We start from the raw sequence: 16,628 nt of genomic DNA on the forward strand, positions 1-16,628 counted from the left end.
ATAACTTAATTTTCAGTTTATTGGGATGTTTCTTTAGAAAATGCTGCTTGTTTAAGAAAGCATAGTATATGGTAGAAAAACATATTTTTAAAATAAAAGAAACCAATTACATAACTGATAAGTATAGTAAGTGTAGGATGAAAAAATAGATTGATAGAGAATGAGGAGGAGATTTACATTACTACAACCGTTATTTCTCATTTTTATAACGAAGAGTATTTATTACCGTGGTGGCTTGCTCATCATACGAAACTGTTTGATCATGGCATTTTAATTAATAAAGGTTCAACAGATCGTTCGGTTGAGATTTGTAAAAAATTCGCACCGCATTGGGAAGTGCGAGATTCTATAAATCCAGAGTTTGATGCATATGCGACAGATCATGAAGTAATGAGGGTAGAACAAGAAGTACAAGGATGGAAAATGATTTTAAATACGACCGAGTTTCTTTGTGTGCAAGATAAAAATCAGTTTTGGAAATCACTGAATGAATTAGGAGGGAGGATGTATTGGCTGGAAGGCCTTATTATGGTTGATGATCCTACCTACAATTATCCGGACCTTAACTTTGGACTACCTTTAATGAAACAGCGATTTCACGGTTATTTACCAGAAGATTGGCCGTTGTGGAGAAGAGGTAGATTTATTCATAATCATGAACATGGAAGTTATACGGTTGGAAGACATTTATCTGCACATGAATCTATGATTTACCCGCCACTAGCGTGTATTGCATGGTTTGGTTTCAGCCCGTGGAACGATGCGATGAGAAAGAGAAAGTTACAAATTGGTCCGACTCTTTCTGAAGCTAGTAAGCATGGGGGAATGGGTACGCATCATATTATTACGCCGGAAAGATTAGAAGAATGGTATAAAGATTTAGCAAGAGGGACGAAGGATTTACGTTTTAGTGATGCGTATCGTTATGCTTTTTTATAAATGATTCCCACCATAAAATTGTTTCTTCGATTCCTGTATTTAGATCATATGTTGGTTTCCAGTTTACTTCAAATTTCAAACGTTCTACATTAACGCCGACGAATAAAGGTTCATCTTTAGAGAAAGGGATCGCACCTAATTTAATTAGATGTTCTTTTCCTATCTTTTTAGCGATGATAGAAGCTAATTCTTTAATTTGTACAGATTGACCAGAAGCGATATTGATTGTGCCTGTAACGTCGTGTTCTAATACTGTTACGAGAGCATGAGCGACGTCGCTCACATGGAGGAAATCTCTTGATTGTTTTCCGTGTGTACATAGTGCTTCCTTATTTTGTAATAAGGAAGTGATAATGTTAGAAACGAGCCGATTCCCTTGTTCGTGAGGGCCATACATATGAAAAATGCGGCCCCAACACATGCTGAGGCCTGTTTGTTGTACGTACGTTTGTAGCCAAGAGTGTAGTGCATTTTTACATAATGAATACGGTGTTTTATAAGAAAGAAGCGGTGAATCTTCAAATAATACACCGTTAAACCATTCATACTCTGCGCCAGTACCGGCAACAACGACTCGCTTTCCGCCGCACGTTGTGAAGTGTTGAATTAATGAGATGCTGGATGTAAGCCAATAGTAATTATTAATAGATACATAACAAGCTGGCGGCACTGCTTCCCAAGCTAAATGAATGAGATGACTAGGCTTCATGTCGTAAATGAGTTTCTTTACTTCTTCATCGCAAAGTAAGTTTACTTTATGCCAGTGACAAGAGATGTGAGAAGGCTTATTTGTATTGTAAGTGGCGTGCACTTCATAACCCTTTTGTATAAGAGAATTTACAACATATTTACCAATCCATCCGCTACCGCCTGTTACAAGAATTTTTTTCATGGCTCAATGACCTCAACTTCTGGAATTGTTACTAAAAATTTGCCGCCCCATTCACGAATGAAAGAGCATTCTTTCATAATTTCATCTTTCAAATTCCAAGGGAGTATGAGAATGTAATCAGGTTTTGTGTGCTTTATTTCTTCTGGAGATTTTATTGGAATGCGTGTTCCTGGCAATAGGAGATTTTGTTTGTGAGGGTTTTTATCTACGGTATAAGCTAGAAACTCTTTTCCTATCCCGCAATAGTTTAAAAGGGTGTTTCCTTTTGCTGGAGCACCGTAACCGATAATTTGTTTGTTTAAAGCTTTTGCTTCGATAAAAAACTGTAAAATATTTATTTTCAATTGTTCAATGCGTTTAGAAAAAAGGAGATAGCAATCTAATGTATTTAGCCCGTTATCTACTTCTTTTTGGATTAATTTTGTAACACTGGAATGGATAGTGGATGTTTCACTATGATGTTTTACAAAAATACGTAAGGAACCACCGTGCGTTGCAAGCTCTTCTACATCGACAATTTGTAAATGATGATGAGCTAAAACTTTTTGAAGACTTATAAGTGAGAAATAGGAGAAGTGCTCATGGTAGATCGTATCAAACTGTTTAAAGGATATGAGATTTAATAAGTGCGGGAATTCAATTGTTATTGTTCCGTCTTGTTTTAATAACGTTTTTAAACCAGCGACAAAATCATGTAAGTTCGGGACGTGTGCCAATACGTTATTTGCGATGATTAAATCAGCTTGTGGTAATTTTTTTGCTAAGTCATTGCTGAAAAAGTTCACTTCAGTAGGAATTCCTTTTTTGATAGCGATTTCTGCTACATTTTTTGCTGGTTCAATTCCTAACGTTTCGATATGTTCTTTTTGAAAGTATTGTAATAAGTACCCGTCGTTACTCGCGATTTCAATTACTTTTGAATGGTTTGTTAAGTTAAAACGCTTAATTGCCATTTCTACATATTGCTTAGCGTGTAGTAGCCAGCTTGATGAGTAAGAACTGAAGTATAAATAGTCATGAAAAATATTGTGAGGAGATTCAAATTCATCTAATTGTACAAGTAAACAAGAGGGACAGACAAACGTGTGCAGCGGATAAAATGGTTCCATTTTATATGAGTGTTCTGGAGCGACAAATGAGTTTGCGAGAGGGGAAACTCCTAAATCTAAAAAAGTATTTGTTAATAATGAGTGGCAAAAACGGCATTTTTTCTGTTCCATTTTATAGCCCCCTTATAAATTTTTGAATGCATCGATTTGTTGTCGCGTGAAAGATTCCATATTTTCACCAGATGCATATTTTTTGTACCAATCAACAGTCCAAGTGATAGAATAATCTGTTGATAACTTAGGAGTCCAACCGAGTTTATTTACTGCTTTTGTACTATCAAGTGTTAAAATTGGCGCTTCATAAGGCGTAGTTGTATGGGGAGAAAGGACTGTTAATGGTTGATTCCATAATTTCATGATACATTGAATGACATCATGAACTGTTCTGTTAGGTTCATTCATCGGGCCAAAATTCCACGCTTCTGCATATTCGGCGTCTTGCCAAAGTTTTTCAGCTAAAAGGATATAGCCGTGTAAAGGATCTAATACGTGTTGCCACGGGCGAATAGCGTGTTTGTTTCTAATATTTAACGTAGCATCTTGTAAATATGCACGAATGACATCTGGGAATAATCGGTCATTTGCCCAATCACCGCCGCCGATAACGTTACCTGCTCTTACTGAGGCAAGATTCGGAGTGTTAGTGCGGAAGAATGATTTTTGATAGGATGTTGCCACTAGTTCAGCGCAAGCTTTACTGGCACTATAAGGGTCGAAACCTCCTAATCGGTCGCTTTCCACGAATGCACGGTTACCGCTCCCATCATTTTCATAACATTTATCACTTGTAACATTAATGATGCCACGTATACTTTCTATCTGTTTTGCTGCTTCTAATACGTGAACCGTACCTAAAACATTCGTTTTAAATGTTTCGATAGGATTTTTATAGGAAGTGGTAACGATCGGCTGGGCTGCTAAATGAAATAGTATGTCAGGGTTATGATGTTTTAGGGCATGGAATAAAGAATCGTAATCTGTAATGTCGCCATGAATTGATGTGCACTCTTTTGCTACGTTACCTTGTTCAAAAAGGCTAGGATTGGAGGGGAGTTGAGAGGAGTATCCGATTACTTCTGCGCCTAAAGAAGTTAAAAAAAGGGTGAGCCATGAGCCTTTAAAGCCAGTATGTCCTGTAATAAATACTTTTTTCTTATTCCAAAAAGATGATGAAGCCATATTACCAAACCTTCCAAGGAGCGTTATTACTTTCCCATAGCTCGACTAATTTATTTTTATCGCGCAATGTATCCATCGGATGCCAAAAACCAGTATGTTGATATGCGGCTAGTTCATTTTTGTTTACTAACTGAACTAAAGTGTCTGTTTCAAAAACAGATTTATCTCCGCTAATGTAATTGAAAACATCAGGGTTTAAAACGAAAAATCCACCGTTAACCCATCCACCATCACCTAATGGCTTCTCTTGAAAGGATGTGACAGACTGTTTATCTAATATGAGAGAACCGAATCTACCAGGAGGTTGTACGGCTGTAACAGTCGCCATTTTTTCATGTTTTTTGTGAAATGCAATGAGTTCTTTTATATTTACATTACTTAATCCATCGCCATAAGTGAGACAGAAAGGTTCGTCTCCAACAAAATTTTGAATCTTTTTCACTCGTCCTCCTGTTTCGGTATTTACACCAGTATCGATTAGTGTAACTTTCCACGGTTCTACACGATGAGAATGGCTAGTAATTGTATTATCCTTTAAATGTATCGTGAAATCTGACATGTGTAGGTTGTAATTTAGAAAGAACTCTTTAATTGCATATCCTTTATACCCTAAGCAAATAATAAACTCTGTAATGCCGTAATGGCTATACAAACTCATAATGTGCCATAAAATAGGCTTTGTTCCAATTTCAATCATAGGTTTTGGTTTTAAATGTGTTTCTTCCCCAATCCTTGTTCCGTATCCACCTGCAAGAATAACAGCTTTCATTTTTTCCTCCTAAAATAAAAAATATAATATATACAGTATTCATATTGTATGCAAATGGTTTTCGTTTTGACTAAGTGCGTAAAAATGTGTGAAGCATGATAGGATGAGAAATATTAAGGTTTGAATTTAGGGAATAATTGTTGATACTCAGGGTGATTACGTAGATCCTGTGTTGAATTAGTTAACATTAAAAATCGAGCTTCGAGTTCTTCAGAGGACCGACCATATTGTTTTTGAAGTCCCAATCGAACGCCCTTTTTTGAGAGGGTGGGTGTAATTTGTAATTTTCTTGCCTTTGTATGTTCGTTCCAAGGGCTAAAATAAAATTTAAAAATGAATGAAGGGGAGTTATAAACGATAGGTTGGTGCCGCGTAAAATGTCTGCCTGGTAAATATGCGCCATCAAGATGGTTGTGTATAAATCTCCAGGCGCAGCCGATTTCTGGTTTATAAGGAAAGAGCCCGTGATATCGTTGTTCTACTAAAGGAATGGAATATCTTAGTTTTGAATAATTGTAATCATGCTTATCAATCATGACAATCATTCTAATCGCATACATATTTTGGCCTAACGTATGAAGTGATGAGAAAAATTCTTCTACATTATTACAACAAAGAAATTCTGTAGTATTTAATACAATCTTCCAACCTGAAACTTCTCTTTCAATTTCCATTACTTCAATGTCAGTATTAGTGGGGTCGAATTCAAGGAATCTTGAATCTCGTACTTCCCAGTGGGGAGCAAATAATTTGCAAATTTCAACTGACCGATCTGTAGAACCTCTATTAATTAAAATGCCGTGATCGAATATTTTTGTGTGATGCATAAGCCACCATGGAAGTAGGTATTCTTCATTGTAAAAATGAGAAATGAGTGTCTTTCTCATGTTAATCATCTCCTATACAAGCAATCATTATTAGTAGGATATGTTTTTAAATAAGAAAGGTTAAAAGGTACAGACAATGTAGTGATTAAGTAATAATTTAGTAATTATATTGTATAAGAGTAGATTACTTGTATGGAATAATAGGGTGAATCTTGGAATTTTGTGTAAATTATGAACAATAAACCGTCACGTTTGACTGTACAGTTTATGTATTGTATGATGGTAGTAATATAAACAAGGGGGGAAGATCGTTGGGAAGGTGTATCGAATCGGACAGTTGGCTCTCATGGCTCACGTGTCGAAACGAACGATTGATTATTATACGAATCTAGGAATCTTAAAAGCGGAGCGATCTCAATCTAATTATCGCTATTACGACGAAACAGCATTTGAGACATTACAATTTATTGAGAAGTGCAAAGAAATGCATATGCCGCTTTGTGAGATTAAAGAGAAAATCGAGGAGAAGAAGAAGCTGCTCGGTATCAATGAACACGTTTCGAAACAAGTGAATGAAGTGACAGACCATATTCATCGATTAGAAGCAGAGTTAACGGAGTTAAAGCCGCTTTTAGATGGATTGACTGATTCACAACGTGAAAAAATATCGAAATCTTTATCAGGTCAAACGACAGCTTTAATACAGACACTTGCTCTATTATTATAGAAAAAGTGAAATCCGACCTCTTTAATTTTTGTATCGGGCTATGTTTTCTAAGAAACAAATAAGAAAACATTATAGTATACAGGAGGTGGACACCTTAGTTTTTTAAACTAAGGGGATTCATTGGAAATATTTAATTTAGTCATGGTTGCGATTTTAATCGCATTTACTGGATTTTTCGTAGCAGCAGAGTTTGCGATTGTAAAAGTACGTTCAAGTCGTATTGATCAGCTTGTTGCGGAAGGGAAACGCGGTGCTTTAGCAGCGAAAAAGGTAACAACAAATTTAGATGAATATTTATCTGCTTGTCAATTAGGTATTACAGTTACAGCTATGGGATTAGGTTGGTTAGGTGAACCGACAATTGAAAAGTTATTACACCCGTTATTTGAGAAATGGAACATAAATCCTTCTATCTCATCAGTATTAACATTTGGTCTTGCTTTTATGCTAATGACGTATTTACACGTTGTAGTAGGGGAATTAGCTCCGAAAACGATGGCAATTCAAAAGGCTGAACAAGTAACGTTGTTATTGGCAGGTCCGTTAATGATGTTCTATAAAGTGATGTATCCATTTATTTGGGTATTAAACGGTTCAGCTCGTGTTGTAACTGGCTTATTCGGTTTAAAACCAGCTTCAGAACATGAAGTAGCTCATACAGAGGAAGAATTACGCCTTATCCTTTCAGATAGCTATGAAAGTGGCGAAATTAATCAGGCTGAATACAAGTATGTAAATAACATTTTTGAATTTGATAATCGTATTGCAAAAGAGATTATGGTACCGCGAACAGAAATCATTGGTTTCTACCTGGAAGATTCAGTAGAAGAACACATGAAAGTAATCCAAAATGAACGATATACACGTTATCCGATTTTTGGAGAAGATAAAGATGATATTATCGGTATGGTCAATGTAAAAGATTTCTTTATTCGATATATGAACAACGATAAAGAAGATTTATCATCGATTCGCACGTATATGCGTCCGATTATTGAAGTGATGGAAACGACTCCAATTCACGATTTATTACTTCAAATGCAGAAGAAGCGAATTCCAATGGCTGTTTTATATGATGAGTACGGGGGAACAGCTGGAATTGTAACGCTTGAGGACATCTTGGAGGAAATCGTCGGCGAAATTCGTGACGAATATGATGAAGATGAAGCACCACCAATTCAGCATGTGAATGAGCACCATAAAATTGTTGATGGAAAAGTGCTTATCTCAGAAGTAAAAGATTTGTTTGGATTACACATTGAAGAAGATGATGTGGATACAATTGGTGGATGGATCATGATGCAAAATCATGAAATTGAAGAAGGACAACACGTTGAGGCGGAAGGTTATGCATTTAAAGTGTTAGAAAAAGACGCTTACCAAATTAAACGTGTTGAAATTCGTAAGATGGAAGAGGAGCAAGAAGAAGAGAAAGCAGCAACTGTGTAAGTTGCTGCTTTTCTTCTAAAGTATAAAAAATGCAAAATTAGGAGCGGATATTTTGATTCAAGCAGCCTTACGTGTATATCGATTACAATTGTATGTGATCTTTAGTGGTTTACTACTTATGTGGACGATTACTCCGTTTGGAAAACAAGTAACAGGGTTTGGTATCGGATTAGCTGTAAGTGCATATTGCCTTTGGTTATTAGCTCGCAGAGTGGAGAAACTTGGGAAAAGTATCGTAATGAAAGAAAAGGCTCCTGGATTAGGAATTTTAAATCGATTTGCAGCAGCCATTTTAGGAGCTATTATTATGTATGAAATTGAGCATGAAATGGAAATGTGGGCATTCGGTACAGGCATTTTAGGTGGTCACTTTTTAATGATTGCGAATTTAGCTTATGCAAATATGCAGTTAGTGAAAGAAGAAGAGAAGCAAAGGGAACAGGCTTCGAAAAACATAGAGCTATGATGAAAGGGACCTAATCGGGGTTCCTTTTTTAGTTTAGCGATAATATGAAAGGAATCAAATTAACGACAAATATAATACGCTTCTTTTTTTCGTTTTTCAATAGTATAAAAAATAATAAAAAATTTTTAAAAAACCCATCGATTTCTAAAGGTTATGTATGTTATTATGACAAAAGACTTTTTGAAAGAGGTGGATACCAATGTTACAAGCGTTACTTATTTTTGTGCTTCAAATTATTTACGTTCCCATTTTAACAATCCGTACGATTTTGCTTGTAAAGAATCAAACAAGATCCGCTGCTGGTGTTGGATTGTTAGAAGGAGCTATTTACATTGTCAGTTTAGGTATTGTGTTTCAAGATTTATCAAATTGGATGAACATCGTTGCCTATGTCATTGGCTTTAGTGCGGGACTATTATTAGGCGGTTATATAGAGAATAAATTAGCAATTGGTTATATTACGTATCAAGTTAGTTTACTAGACCGTTGTAATGAGTTAGTAGATGAATTACGTCACTCTGGATTTGGCGTTACAGTATTTGAAGGTGAAGGTATTAATTCAATCCGTTATCGCTTAGATATCGTTGCAAAGCGTTCTAGAGAAAAAGAACTGTTAGAAATTATTAATGAAATTGCACCGAAAGCGTTTATGTCTTCTTATGAAATTCGTTCATTTAAAGGCGGATATTTAACGAAGGCGATGAAGAAAAGAGCGTTAATGAAGAAGAAAGATGAACATGCATCGTAAAAAAGGGGAGTAGTGCTGCATTAAAAGTGCAGTATAAGCCCATATGTAAAAGAGAGGAATCTATTTTGATGTAGATTCCTCTCTTTTTTATGAAAAAAATTATCTGTTAATTGAAAAACTAAATCGTATAATTATTTTTTCTACTCATTCTCAAATTAATGATTAGCCATATAACTTGAAAAAATACCGGTATGATAAACGCGATTAATAAAACGATAAGTGAAATGGATTTAATTTCGGGTGTTTGGATAACACCAGCACCATCAACGTCACGTAACCAAATAATAGCGGCCCATATTCCAAAAATGATAATCCAAAATATGTTACCGATCCACCAAGAAATCCATCGTTTTTTCATGTTAACACCCCTTACATTTCTCCTCTGTTAAAAGTATATTTTCGTTCGTTACATTTATAATGAAATGACTATAAAATTAGTTTTTATTAACTGTATATCTAACTTGTTTAAAGGTTACCATTTCTCCATCTTTATCATCATCTTCATTCTGTAAAAGTTGAACTCGTGGCTTGTAGTCTGTCCTATGAGCATCCTTAATATCTGTAATATCAAGTTTGTAGGATTCACCATTCTTTATTTTTTGTTCGAATACTTTTGTATTGGCAACATAAATAAAAGTGACTTTATTTTCATCAATGCCCTCGGTCTTAATTTCTAATACATTATCTTTTGTTGTAATCGTTGGTGTTAATAATTCAATACTGCCGTTTCCGGTTTCTAAAGAATGTTCTACTATAGTCGAACACCCGGATAATATGATTGCGGTGAATAGAAGTATAGCTACTTTCTGTTTCATAACATCCCCCAATTTCAATTGATTTTTGATGTTGGCATTGCTAGACTGGTAGTGTTTTATGTAAATGTTTAGCTAACACTCTTTTTAATTGTACCATAATATGTAAAGTGAAAAGGGTTATATATCCAATTTGTGGATAATAGGAAAGTTTACTTATAACCGAGAATCAGTACTTTTACAGTAAGTATATATTTTCGTTAGAAAGCGGTGTTGCTAAAGGTATTATAAATTGGATGTCCAAATATATGATGAAATGTAGATAGGCGAAATAACTTATTTTTTATAGAAATTACAATTTTTGCATATTAAAATAAGAATATGGAATAGATGAATTCATTCACTTCGGAGGTAGTTATTTGAATATTAACGAGAAGGCAATTGAAATGTTTGAACAAAATGAATATGAGAAAGCAATGGAACTGTTTCACCGAGCAGTACATGAATCTAGAGGTGTACAATCCCTCAATAATCTTGCTTGGATGTACTTTTATGAGGAAGAGAATGATGCTAAAGCTCTTGAATTGATAAAAGAAGTTGTTAAGTTGAATCCTTCTTCTTACTTCCCTTATAACATTTTAGGGGACATTTACATAAAACAAGAAAAGTGGACAGAAGCGAAAGAAGTATTACAAAAGTCTATTTCGATTCAACCATCGGATGAAGCATATCATAATGTAGCTGTAGCGCATTATAACCTTGGAGAGCTGGAAGAAGCTTCGAAATTTTTCTTGCGAGTTGCAGGGGATTCGGACTATATCATGTATTGCTATGTAAAATGTTTAATTGATTTAGGGCGAACGACAGAAGCGAAAGAGAAGTTAGATGCTTTTAACAGGAAATCTGATGATTTTTTAGGAGAAGTTAAAGTAGCAGATTTATATGTTGAGTTGAATTGCTATAACGAAGCAATTGAATGGTTCGAAAAGGGATACAAAGAAGTTTGGAAAAGCCCTAATTGGATTAGTAGGTTTGTGTATGCTTTATATAAAGCTAATAATTTCACACGTATAAATGAAGTTATACGGGAATCGATCGAAGCGAAAACAGCAGAAATAGAAGATGTTCAGAATGAAGAAGTAGAAGAAAACTGGACAGAAGAAGATAAGAAAGAGTTAATTGAGGAATATACAGAAGAGAATAATTGTTATAAAACAATGATAGAACGTATCAAATCTGGATATGTTCCAGGATTAGAATTTGAAACGGATTATGTAGGGGGTTGCTATTTATTTGGCTGTAAAAGACATAATCATCTTGAATATAAAGAATAAAAAAATTCGGCTGTCACATATGACGGTCGAATTTTTTATTATAGGTCGTTTGTTTAAAGGTACTATTTCAATTGTAATGTGTTAAAGGTGTTTCGTATCATTACATAAGTATATATCTTCTTTAGGAAATCCTTTTTTAATATTTAAAATATGTAATGAAATAAAACCAATAAGTCCTATTCCGCCGAAAATAAGCCATGGTGTATACATTCCGCTTAAGTTGGCTGTAAAAGATGTACCGGTATAATTACCGATGATAAAACCAAATGCGAGTGATAGTTGATAAAATCCGAAGTAAGTAGCTGTATAGGATTCGTTACTGTAATTTGCAATAGCGATATCAGCGTTAGGTAATACGAGTGTTTCACCGATTGTAAATAAAATTACACAAATAAATAGCCAATACGGGTGTTGAAATAAAGGAATGAGTAAAAAGGAAATACTCATTAATAAAACACCGTATTTAATAATTGAAAGTGTGTTGTATTTATGAAATAGTTTTCGGAATAACACCATAAATATGACGCCTGTTATTGCATTTATCGTAATAACGAGTGTAGCAAACTGATTGCTATTACTAATGTTTTTCATATGAAGTGGAAGTGCGACAGTAAGCTGAGTAAACATAATATAGAAGAAAATCATGACAAATGAAAACAGAAGGAATGACTTGTTTTGTAAGATAGCCCGTATACCTAATGTGATAGAAGTGTTATCAGTAGTGACTTGGAAGTGATTTTTAAGTAAGTAAAAGATAAAAGCGAATAACAGCATAAGAGATCCTGTTAGAGAAAAAGCATAGATTGGATCGAGTAAAAGTAAGAACCCCCCGGCAATTGGTCCAATTATTGCACCGCAATTAAAACTAAGGTTTAAATATGTAAATAAATTTTTTCTTGTATGAGCTGGTTGTGAGCCGAATATGGCGCGCGCAGCAGGTTCATAAAATGCAGTTCCGAAGCCGATAAGTGCAGAAGAAATAGATATGGTATAGAAATCAGAGCATATTCCTAAAGTGATAAATCCAATTCCTCTTAAAGATAATCCGGCTATCATCATAATGATATAGCCTATTTTGTCAGCGATTAATCCTGAGAATAAAGGAACAACTCGTGATGTGATTGTCATAACCGTCAACACTGTTCCTACTTGGATAGCAGAAAAATGAAGAAAGGTTAATAGATAAATAGCTAAAAATGCGTATACAGCAAAATACCCAAAAGACATAAAAAATGAAGAAATAAGCATGAAACGTATCGGTATTGAGAAACTTTTCATAGAACTCCTCCTAATATTGTAACCAGTAAAATTATTTGATGGTTAACTATTTTATATTATAATTATACATAAAGTCAGAAAAAAGTAAATTTTAAGAAGAAGGTGGATGGAATTGAATCAAAATGCACCAAATGAACTAGAATATATTCAGGAATTTTTAAATACATGGAAAATACCAAATGATACGAGAGAAGCAATTGATTTGTTGCAGACCGAAGATGATATAAAGCAATTTATGAACAAACATTTTCATGAAGAGTTTCCGTTTCATACGATAGAGGAATTAAAAAGTTTTCGAGAAGACATTCGGATGACAATTGAAGGCGAAGGATCATTGCAAAAGTGGTTAGAGAAATACCCATTTCATGTACAGGTAAAGGAAGATATGAAAGTTATTACATATGGGCCTGTGCATGAAGAGAATGTATATACAAAATTATTAAGTATTGTTTTAGTGTCAATTCAAGAAAATTTTTGGGGAAGGTTAAAAGCATGTCCAGATTGTCGCTGGGTATTTTATGATCATTCGCGAAATGGAAGTAAAAGATGGTGCGGTATGTACGCTGGAGAAGAAGGAGGAAGAGCGTGCGGTACGATAGCGAAAGTGAAAAATTACCGAGCGAAGAGAAAAGGAAAATCGGGTTATAATGTGTAATTTAAATTAGGGGAAGAAAATGAGTTGGGGGAATGTAGAATATGAAGGGTACACAAATGTTAGCGTTAAATAAAAAGTGTTGGGATACAGTTGCGCCTTATTTCTTTAAAGTAGATTGTTTACCAAAATACGGCCCGTATACAGCATCTGAAGATGAGATTCATTTGTTCGATTCAATTAGAAATAAAAAGGTTCTTGATATTGGGTGTGGAAGTGGGCATTCGTTGCAATATATGGCAGAGCATGGGGCAGAGGAAGTATGGGGTCTTGATCTTTCAAGTGAACAAATTAAAACAGCGAATGAAACGTTAAAGCATTGGAATCCAAAGTTAGTATGCGGAGCAATGGAAGAGGAATCGGATATTCCGAAAGGATATTTTGATATTGTGTACTCCATTTATGCATTAGGTTGGACTTCAGATTTAGGGAAAACGTTAGAGCTAATTTATTCATATGTAAAGCCAGGAGGAAGTTTTATTTTTAGTTGGGAGCATCCAGTATATTCAAATTTGCAGTATGGTACAGAAGAAATTGTTTTAAAGTCTTCGTACCATGTGGAAACACCTATTACGTTTGAAACATTTAAAGGGGAGGATGTACAAGCGACATTATATAAACGAAAAATGAGTACATACATAAATGAGTTAAATAGAGTTGGTTTTACAATTGAGAGGATTGAAGAGCCTGAACCAGCTAGCTCATTTGCTGAAGAAACAGCAGAACCTTCTACGAAGTATTATTCTTTATATAAAGCTAGGATGGTGCCGACTACTTTTATTATTAAGGCGAGAAAATGAAAAATACAGCGTACGCTTTTTTCAGTGTACGCTGTATTTTATTAAAGGTTAGTACTTATCTTTTCGGTTGAAAAATATGTTGAAAGAAGTATTTGTGATGTAAGTTATCTACAATTTTATTTGCTTGATATGTGCGGTGTTGTTCAAGTCGAAGTCTTTGCTCCATCATTTTGATTGCGTGATCAGATAAACGTAACATAATACATTTCTCCTTTTCTATAAATATAGGTGACTATTTGGTATCGATCCCATATTTATAACTAAGGAGGCAAAATGTGTAGCATAGGCAAAAAGCACCTTCCCCTCCCATTACGCTTACGAGGTTAGCTGTCGGACTCGGGAAGTGAGAGTTCCCTACTTAAAAAAGATTCGCCCCAAGTAGCATAGCTACGAAAGTGGTTCCCCCGCTCCAAAATTTGGACTCAGCAAAAGGTTTTATAAAGTAAAAGATAACATAAATAATCAGGTTAGTCAAACTATTTATTGTTTTCTGTCTTTTTTAGTGAGGTTAAAATCACTCCATCAGGTAATATGATATCCTTTACTTCAATAAATCCATGTTTTTTATATAAAGACAGAGCAGGGGTATTTTCTTTCCCTGTTTGTACAATATATGTTTTGGAAGGGGAGAACATGTCAAATACATATAGTAGTAGTTTAGTTGCAATCCCTTTATGAAAATGATCAGGGGATACTACTAAACGATGAATATCAACTTCCTCTTCATCCATTTTAAAAGAAATAAACCCGGCAAGTGTATCTTCATAAAAATAGCCGTAAAAAATTTCATCACATAATTGAATATCGGCTACAGTATCATAAAGACGAGGGATGGCCGTACTATTTATATATTTTGCTTCAATTTCATAAGCGGGTATTTGAATGTTTAAAATAGAAGTAGCAGTGTTGTGAGAAGTTGTTACTAATTTTTGAATCATAGGGTAAAACCTCCTTTTAGACTTTCTTTTCATATATTTGACAACATTTTTCTTTATTGGATATAATAATTATAATAGTTACATAATAATTTAGTATGAAAAATAATTACACTATAATAGAAATGGAGGACTAAAGATGGGATGGATTATCACATTAATAGTTGGTGCTATTATAGGTGCAATTGCTAGTTCTATAACGGGTAAAAATTTCCCAGGTGGTATGTTCGGCAATATAATTGCAGGTTTATTAGGTGCTTCGTTAGGCGGTAAATTATTTGGATCCTTTGGGCCATCATTTGGTGGGATTCATGTCGTGCCAGCATTATTAGGAGCAATCGTGTTAATTTTTATTGTATCATTTGTAGTGAAAGCTGCAAAGAAATAGATATATAGATTATGATGAAAAGCCCTGAATAAGGGCTTTTCATCATTCGAAGAGGTGGTTTCGTTGGAGAAAATAAATATAAGAAAAAGAGATAAGCTGAAAAAGTTTTTTAGAGAACACAATTATTTAGCAGTGTTACTTGGGTTTGCACTATTGTTCATTAATATTTTATTACTAACAAAAATATCATTTGTTTTTACACCGTTTATCGTCTTTTTAAAAACAATTTTCTTCCCGGTATTATTAGCGGGCGTACTATTTTACATTTTGCATCCATTCGTTTCACTTTTAGAAAAGAAAGGTGTTTCAAGAATTGTATCGATAGCCTCGATATACTTAATCGTAATTGGATTATTTGTGTTTTTAGTTTTAACGGTTATTCCAATTATTAAAGATCAAATTGATGCATTAATAGATAACTTACCGTATTTCGGTCATGAAATTGAACGAGCAGTACGTAGATTTGGGGAAAGTAATTTACTAGGAAAAATTCAGGAGAATTTAAATATTGATGTAGCGAGTATGGTAAAAGACTATACAGTTGATTTTACGAAGTCGTTATCATCAGTAACAGGAAATGTAACTGGATTTTTAAGCACTGTGACAGAGGTCGTTTTAACGTTTGTAATGGTTCCGTTTATATTGTTCTATCTTTTAAAAGATGGTGAGCAATTACCGAATCATTTCTTAAAGTTTATTTCAGAGCAAAGACAACCAGCAGCAATGAGAATACTAGATGATATGCATTATGCGATTAGTTCGTATATTAGAGGACAAATTATTGTTAGCTTATTTATCGGTATTATGCTATTAATTGGTTACCTTATTATCGGTATTAAATATGCGGTACTACTTGCTATTTTAGCGATGATTGTAAATATCGTTCCGTACGTTGGGCCAATCATCGCAATTACACCAGCATTAATTATTGCATTTATTGACTCGCCAGCAATGGTTCTAAAAGTAATTATCGTTATGATGGTCGTACAATTAGCAGAAGGGAAATTTATTTCTCCGCAAGTTATGGGGAAAAAATTAGACATTCACCCGATTACTATCATTTTTATTATTTTAACTGCCGGAAATTTATTTGGGATTATGGGGATTATTTTAGCAATTCCAGGGTATGCGATATTAAAAGTGTTAGTAACGCATAGTTATAGATTTGTTAAGTTGAATACGTGAAAAAATGGCTAAAACAGTATTATTTAAATAGACTAAACTAGTAAGAGGATATTATGTTCAATATATGAGCATATATCCTCTTTTCTTATACATATTAGGTTAGTTATACAGTTATTAAAAATATAGTTTAATATATATGAATTATTCATAAAATAAGCGCAATCTAGTTGGCGGACGTAGGTCATAGTGGGAGGTGTAG

At 34.4% G+C, this 16,628-nt stretch carries 20 protein-coding genes and 1 riboswitch; of the genes, 10 read left to right on the forward strand and 10 right to left on the reverse strand.

Annotated features, from left to right (window positions below; translation table 11 throughout):
• Window positions 1-150: 150 nt before the first annotated feature.
• Window positions 151-939, forward strand: coding sequence for a glycosyltransferase family 2 protein (locus ACUXEY_RS01605; protein WP_461299921.1), 789 nt, complete (start codon window positions 151-153; stop codon window positions 937-939).
• Here the strand turns inward: ACUXEY_RS01605 and ACUXEY_RS01610 are convergent.
• The 5 genes from ACUXEY_RS01610 to ACUXEY_RS01630 form a co-directional block, all read right to left on the reverse strand.
• Window positions 908-1,831, reverse strand: a complete 924-nt coding sequence (locus ACUXEY_RS01610) for an NAD-dependent epimerase/dehydratase family protein (protein WP_166703287.1) — start codon at window positions 1,829-1,831, stop codon at window positions 908-910. The two genes, ACUXEY_RS01605 and ACUXEY_RS01610, sit on opposite strands and share 32 nt — an antisense overlap.
• Complete coding sequence (locus ACUXEY_RS01615) at window positions 1,828-3,051, reverse strand: methyltransferase domain-containing protein (protein ID WP_461299922.1); 1,224 nt, start codon at window positions 3,049-3,051, stop codon at window positions 1,828-1,830. Before ACUXEY_RS01615 ends, ACUXEY_RS01610 begins: the two co-directional genes overlap by 4 nt.
• A gap of 12 nt (window positions 3,052-3,063) precedes the next feature.
• Window positions 3,064-4,119, reverse strand: a complete 1,056-nt coding sequence (rfbG, locus tag ACUXEY_RS01620) for a CDP-glucose 4,6-dehydratase (protein ID WP_461299923.1) — start codon at window positions 4,117-4,119, stop codon at window positions 3,064-3,066.
• Between the two features lies 1 nt (window position 4,120).
• Window positions 4,121-4,888, reverse strand: a complete 768-nt coding sequence (gene rfbF / locus ACUXEY_RS01625) for a glucose-1-phosphate cytidylyltransferase (RefSeq protein ID WP_166703290.1) — start codon at window positions 4,886-4,888, stop codon at window positions 4,121-4,123.
• Between the two features lie 113 nt (window positions 4,889-5,001).
• Window positions 5,002-5,775 carry a glycosyltransferase family 2 protein gene (locus tag ACUXEY_RS01630; RefSeq protein WP_166703291.1) on the reverse strand — a complete coding sequence of 258 codons (774 nt, stop codon included), beginning with the start codon at window positions 5,773-5,775 and terminating at the stop codon, window positions 5,002-5,004.
• Between the two features lie 259 nt (window positions 5,776-6,034).
• Between ACUXEY_RS01630 and ACUXEY_RS01635 the strand changes: the two genes are divergently transcribed.
• From ACUXEY_RS01635 to ACUXEY_RS01650, 4 genes are all read left to right on the forward strand, one after another.
• Entirely contained in the window at window positions 6,035-6,442 is a 408-nt protein-coding gene (locus ACUXEY_RS01635) for a MerR family transcriptional regulator (RefSeq protein WP_000285637.1), read from the forward strand.
• 120 nt (window positions 6,443-6,562) lie between these two features.
• Window positions 6,563-7,891, forward strand: a complete 1,329-nt coding sequence (locus ACUXEY_RS01640) for a hemolysin family protein (protein ID WP_166703292.1) — start codon at window positions 6,563-6,565, stop codon at window positions 7,889-7,891.
• Between the two features lie 52 nt (window positions 7,892-7,943).
• The gene (locus ACUXEY_RS01645) at window positions 7,944-8,357 is read left to right on the forward strand and encodes an ATP synthase subunit I (protein ID WP_166703293.1); all 414 of its coding nucleotides are present in this window, start codon (window positions 7,944-7,946) and stop codon (window positions 8,355-8,357) included.
• Between the two features lie 199 nt (window positions 8,358-8,556).
• Window positions 8,557-9,105, forward strand: coding sequence for a DUF2179 domain-containing protein (locus ACUXEY_RS01650; protein ID WP_000938438.1), 549 nt, complete (start codon window positions 8,557-8,559; stop codon window positions 9,103-9,105).
• 118 nt (window positions 9,106-9,223) lie between these two features.
• Here ACUXEY_RS01650 and ACUXEY_RS01655 read toward each other — a convergent pair whose 3' ends face one another.
• Both ACUXEY_RS01655 and ACUXEY_RS01660 read right to left on the reverse strand, forming a co-directional pair.
• Entirely contained in the window at window positions 9,224-9,463 is a 240-nt protein-coding gene (locus tag ACUXEY_RS01655) for a DUF3923 family protein (RefSeq protein WP_087958920.1), read from the reverse strand.
• Window positions 9,464-9,539: 76 nt separating this feature from the next.
• Window positions 9,540-9,920, reverse strand: coding sequence for a hypothetical protein (locus ACUXEY_RS01660; protein ID WP_461299924.1), 381 nt, complete (start codon window positions 9,918-9,920; stop codon window positions 9,540-9,542).
• A 356-nt stretch (window positions 9,921-10,276) separates the two neighbouring features.
• Between ACUXEY_RS01660 and ACUXEY_RS01665 the strand changes: the two genes are divergently transcribed.
• The gene (locus ACUXEY_RS01665; protein ID WP_461299925.1) at window positions 10,277-11,191 is read left to right on the forward strand and encodes a tetratricopeptide repeat protein; all 915 of its coding nucleotides are present in this window, start codon (window positions 10,277-10,279) and stop codon (window positions 11,189-11,191) included.
• A gap of 81 nt (window positions 11,192-11,272) precedes the next feature.
• Here the strand turns inward: ACUXEY_RS01665 and ACUXEY_RS01670 are convergent, their stop codons facing one another.
• Window positions 11,273-12,469, reverse strand: coding sequence for an MDR family MFS transporter (locus ACUXEY_RS01670; protein ID WP_461299926.1), 1,197 nt, complete (start codon window positions 12,467-12,469; stop codon window positions 11,273-11,275).
• A 112-nt stretch (window positions 12,470-12,581) separates the two neighbouring features.
• Here ACUXEY_RS01670 and ACUXEY_RS01675 point away from each other — a divergent pair, with 112 nt between their 5' ends.
• Both ACUXEY_RS01675 and ACUXEY_RS01680 read left to right on the forward strand, forming a co-directional pair.
• Entirely contained in the window at window positions 12,582-13,124 is a 543-nt protein-coding gene (locus tag ACUXEY_RS01675; RefSeq protein ID WP_461299927.1) for a CGNR zinc finger domain-containing protein, read from the forward strand.
• Window positions 13,125-13,165: 41 nt separating this feature from the next.
• Window positions 13,166-13,921 (forward strand): class I SAM-dependent methyltransferase, encoded by a 756-nt coding sequence (locus ACUXEY_RS01680; protein WP_461299928.1) that lies wholly within the window; start codon window positions 13,166-13,168, stop codon window positions 13,919-13,921.
• 55 nt (window positions 13,922-13,976) lie between these two features.
• Here the strand turns inward: ACUXEY_RS01680 and ACUXEY_RS01685 are convergent, their stop codons facing one another.
• Both ACUXEY_RS01685 and ACUXEY_RS01690 read right to left on the reverse strand, forming a co-directional pair.
• Window positions 13,977-14,120 (reverse strand): hypothetical protein, encoded by a 144-nt coding sequence (locus ACUXEY_RS01685; protein ID WP_000945244.1) that lies wholly within the window; start codon window positions 14,118-14,120, stop codon window positions 13,977-13,979.
• 99 nt (window positions 14,121-14,219) lie between these two features.
• A riboswitch (cyclic di-AMP (ydaO/yuaA leader) is annotated at window positions 14,220-14,359 on the reverse strand.
• Between the two features lie 38 nt (window positions 14,360-14,397).
• Window positions 14,398-14,859, reverse strand: coding sequence for a GNAT family N-acetyltransferase (locus ACUXEY_RS01690; protein WP_461299929.1), 462 nt, complete (start codon window positions 14,857-14,859; stop codon window positions 14,398-14,400).
• 136 nt (window positions 14,860-14,995) lie between these two features.
• Between ACUXEY_RS01690 and ACUXEY_RS01695 the strand changes: the two genes are divergently transcribed.
• Together ACUXEY_RS01695 and ACUXEY_RS01700 are read left to right on the forward strand one after the other, a co-directional pair.
• The gene (locus ACUXEY_RS01695; RefSeq protein ID WP_000539725.1) at window positions 14,996-15,244 is read left to right on the forward strand and encodes a GlsB/YeaQ/YmgE family stress response membrane protein; all 249 of its coding nucleotides are present in this window, start codon (window positions 14,996-14,998) and stop codon (window positions 15,242-15,244) included.
• 63 nt (window positions 15,245-15,307) lie between these two features.
• Window positions 15,308-16,429, forward strand: a complete 1,122-nt coding sequence (locus tag ACUXEY_RS01700; protein ID WP_461299930.1) for an AI-2E family transporter — start codon at window positions 15,308-15,310, stop codon at window positions 16,427-16,429.
• Window positions 16,430-16,628: the final 199 nt, after the last annotated feature.

It is taken from the genome of Bacillus sp. F9_6S_D1_P_5 (genome assembly GCF_054823925.1).

Bases quoted from the DNA above. Each gene is read 5' to 3' on its own strand.
- ACUXEY_RS01610 (WP_166703287.1), bottom strand. From the start codon at position 1,831: ATGAAAAAAATTCTTGTAACAGGCGGTAGCGGATGGATTGGTAAATAT.
- ACUXEY_RS01615 (WP_461299922.1), bottom strand. From the start codon at position 3,051: ATGGAACAGAAAAAATGCCGTTTTTGCCACTCATTATTAACAAATACT.
- rfbG (WP_461299923.1), bottom strand. From the start codon at position 4,119: ATGGCTTCATCATCTTTTTGGAATAAGAAAAAAGTATTTATTACAGGA.
- rfbF (WP_166703290.1), bottom strand. From the start codon at position 4,888: ATGAAAGCTGTTATTCTTGCAGGTGGATACGGAACAAGGATTGGGGAA.
- ACUXEY_RS01630 (WP_166703291.1), bottom strand. From the start codon at position 5,775: ATGAGAAAGACACTCATTTCTCATTTTTACAATGAAGAATACCTACTT.
- ACUXEY_RS01650 (WP_000938438.1), top strand. From the start codon at position 8,557: ATGTTACAAGCGTTACTTATTTTTGTGCTTCAAATTATTTACGTTCCC.
- ACUXEY_RS01655 (WP_087958920.1), bottom strand. From the start codon at position 9,463: ATGAAAAAACGATGGATTTCTTGGTGGATCGGTAACATATTTTGGATT.
- ACUXEY_RS01660 (WP_461299924.1), bottom strand. From the start codon at position 9,920: ATGAAACAGAAAGTAGCTATACTTCTATTCACCGCAATCATATTATCC.
- ACUXEY_RS01670 (WP_461299926.1), bottom strand. From the start codon at position 12,469: ATGAAAAGTTTCTCAATACCGATACGTTTCATGCTTATTTCTTCATTT.
- ACUXEY_RS01680 (WP_461299928.1), top strand. From the start codon at position 13,166: ATGAAGGGTACACAAATGTTAGCGTTAAATAAAAAGTGTTGGGATACA.
- ACUXEY_RS01685 (WP_000945244.1), bottom strand. From the start codon at position 14,120: ATGTTACGTTTATCTGATCACGCAATCAAAATGATGGAGCAAAGACTT.
- ACUXEY_RS01690 (WP_461299929.1), bottom strand. From the start codon at position 14,859: ATGATTCAAAAATTAGTAACAACTTCTCACAACACTGCTACTTCTATT.
- ACUXEY_RS01695 (WP_000539725.1), top strand. From the start codon at position 14,996: ATGGGATGGATTATCACATTAATAGTTGGTGCTATTATAGGTGCAATT.